This window comes from Paraburkholderia sp. CNPSo 3274, assembly GCF_024206475.1.
Taxonomy (GTDB): domain Bacteria; phylum Pseudomonadota; class Gammaproteobacteria; order Burkholderiales; family Burkholderiaceae; genus Paraburkholderia.
The window spans coordinates 1-2279 of the sequence record NZ_JAMBPR010000201.1 but is presented as its reverse complement, the minus strand read 5'-3'; the positions used below and the strand labels follow the sequence as shown (position 1 = coordinate 2279).

The window sequence follows — 2279 nt, the reverse complement described above, 5'->3', positions numbered from 1 at the left end:
GTAAGCGATCCATTATCGACGTCTACCCAATGCGACTCTGAGCGAGGAGCATAGGTGTCCACCTATTTGGAGGTGGACACCTATGGCTGACAAAGACTCAGGGTTGAGGGTGGTTCGGCAAAGCAGGGATGGCCGTCGCCGCTACGACGAAAGCGGCAAACGCACGTTGGTCGAGGCTGCATTGCGCCCAGGCGTGTCGGTGGCGCGCATTGCGCAAGAGCACGAGATCAACGCCAACCTGCTGCGCAAGTGGATAACGAAATACCTGATGGAGCGCGAGAAAGGCACCTTGCCAGCGACACAGGGCGGCAGCAACGACGTGCCCCCTTCGGATGAGGTGAATGACGGCGTGGCGATCGATCTTCCAGATTCTCACAAGCTCGTCGTTGCCGCGGCAACACCTTCGGCGTTCGTGCCAGTCGTTTCGGTACCGGTGGCGCCAAACGATTGGAGGCAAGCCGTTTCACCTGGCCCGACAACAAGGCTGAGGTCGTGACGATGAGGACCAACGTGCTGCACGCGCTGCTCGATGGCGATGACATCACTACGATTCGACGACATCCGAAGCAGGAATTTCTACGTGTGAGCTGAACAGGCAGACGGTGTGCTGGTCTAACCTGGCATGCCGGTCAACGTCACGATCACTGCCGAGGAACTGAAAGCGCTGCTCGCCGAACGCGATGCCGCTCGTGCGATGCGAGAAGAACAAGAGGCATTACGCAGCGCCCTGCGGCTCGTGACAGCAGAACGCGATCTCGCCGAAGAACGACTGCGAGCCTACCGTCGCGAGCTGTTCAGCGCAAAGAGCGAGGCACGAGATTCGGATCAACCCGGTTTGTTCAACGAAGCGGAAGTGCTTGGCGCAGACAGCGCGCCCGCTCAGGAAGACGCGCCAGAAGAAGAATCGAAGATCGCGGCGCACACGCGCAAGAAGCGCGGCCATCGCAAGCCACTCGATCCCAACCTGCCGCGCGATGTCGTTCGGCACGAACTGCCCGAAGCCGAACGTTTCTGCATGAACGATGGTCACGCGCTCGTCGAGTTCAGCGTGGAGATCAGCGAGCAGCTCGACGTGATTCCGGAGCAGCTTCGCGTGATCCAGCACCAGCGCGTCAAATATGCCTGTCCGTGCTGCGATCTCGGCATCAAGGTGACGCCGGCGCCGCCTCGCATCATCCCTCGAGGTCTCTTGAGCGAATCGGCGCTCGCATGGATCGCCACCGGCAAGTATCAGTTCGGCATGCCGCTGTATCGCCAGGCCGGGTTGTTGCGTCGCTTCGGCGGCGACATCTCGTCGAACACGATCGCTGCCAGTATGGTCCGGGTTGGGCTCGCGGCGCAGCCCGTGATCAACCTGATGCGCGATGCGTTACTCGATGCCGAGCTGATCTACTGCGACGAGACAACGCTCCAGGTGCTAAAGGAGAAAGGCCGTCGGCCACAAACGACGAGCTACCTGTGGGCGCAGATGACGGGTTCAGGTGTCCCCATCCGCTGCTTTACCTATACACCGGGACGCGGCACGAAGCTGGCCGACCGGCTGTTCACCGGAATCCGCGCGGGCGCGGTCATGATGACCGACGGGTACGAACCCTACAACGATATCGCTGAGCGGCACCAGCTCGTGCATCTTGGATGTTGGGTTCACGTGAGACGGTACTTCATCAAGGCCGAAGACAGCGTGCCAAAGGCTGCTCGAACGGCTGATCTGCTCGCTACTCGCTTCATCAAACTGATCGGCAAGCTGTTCGCTGCCGAAGCACGTAGTGAGACATGGCCAGCGCAGCGACGACAGCGGTTACGACGGCGATACAGCGCACGCGTGCTTGAAGCAATCCACGCGCTGATGCTCGAGCGGTTGCCCGGTGTCGTACCGAAAAGTCTGCTGGGCAAAGGGCTGACCTATCTGCGCGGGCAGTGGCCGAAGCTGATCCGCTACGTCGAGAACGGCAGTTGGGCCATCAGCAACAATCCGTGTGAAAACGCGATTCGCCCATTCTGTGTAGGACGCCGAGGATGGCTGTTCTCGGACACCGTCGAAGGCGCGAACGCGAGCGCCAATCTCTATACGCTCGTCGAGACCTGCAAGGCAAACAGCATCGATCCCTACCGGTACCTCACCTGGCTGTTCCAACACCTGCCTCTGGCGAAAACCGTCGACGACTACGACGCGTTGCTTCCCTGGAAAATGCCGGCGGACCTCCGCTGACCCGCATCACTATCACACCTCACGCGCTCCGCTACCATACTCTGAAGGGCGTCGTTCGTGGATCGCATAC

At 60.5% G+C, this 2279-nt stretch carries 3 protein-coding genes; all 3 read left to right on the top strand.

The genetic code is table 11. From position 1 onward, the window contains the following. Positions 1-82 precede the first annotated feature (82 nt). Genes M3I54_RS44145 through M3I54_RS44140 form a run of 3 tightly spaced genes read left to right on the top strand, consistent with a single transcriptional unit; the run spans position 83 to position 2209 of the window. On the top strand, positions 83-496 hold the full coding sequence (locus tag M3I54_RS44145; RefSeq protein ID WP_254346688.1) for a transposase: 414 nt from the start codon (positions 83-85) through the stop codon (positions 494-496). Continuing rightward, positions 493-591 carry a hypothetical protein gene (locus tag M3I54_RS45685; RefSeq protein WP_375542333.1) on the top strand — a complete coding sequence of 33 codons (99 nt, stop codon included), beginning with the start codon at positions 493-495 and terminating at the stop codon, positions 589-591. The genes M3I54_RS44145 and M3I54_RS45685 overlap by 4 nt, the downstream gene beginning before the upstream one ends. A gap of 31 nt (positions 592-622) precedes the next feature. Then, positions 623-2209, top strand: coding sequence for an IS66 family transposase (locus M3I54_RS44140; protein WP_254346687.1), 1587 nt, complete (start codon positions 623-625; stop codon positions 2207-2209). Positions 2210-2279: the final 70 nt, after the last annotated feature.

What these genes read in the sequence shown, in the direction of transcription:
- M3I54_RS44145 (WP_254346688.1), top strand. Translation starts at nt 83, where the DNA reads ATGGCTGACAAAGACTCAGGGTTGAGGGTGGTTCGGCAAAGCAGGGAT.
- M3I54_RS44140 (WP_254346687.1), top strand. Translation starts at nt 623, where the DNA reads ATGCCGGTCAACGTCACGATCACTGCCGAGGAACTGAAAGCGCTGCTC.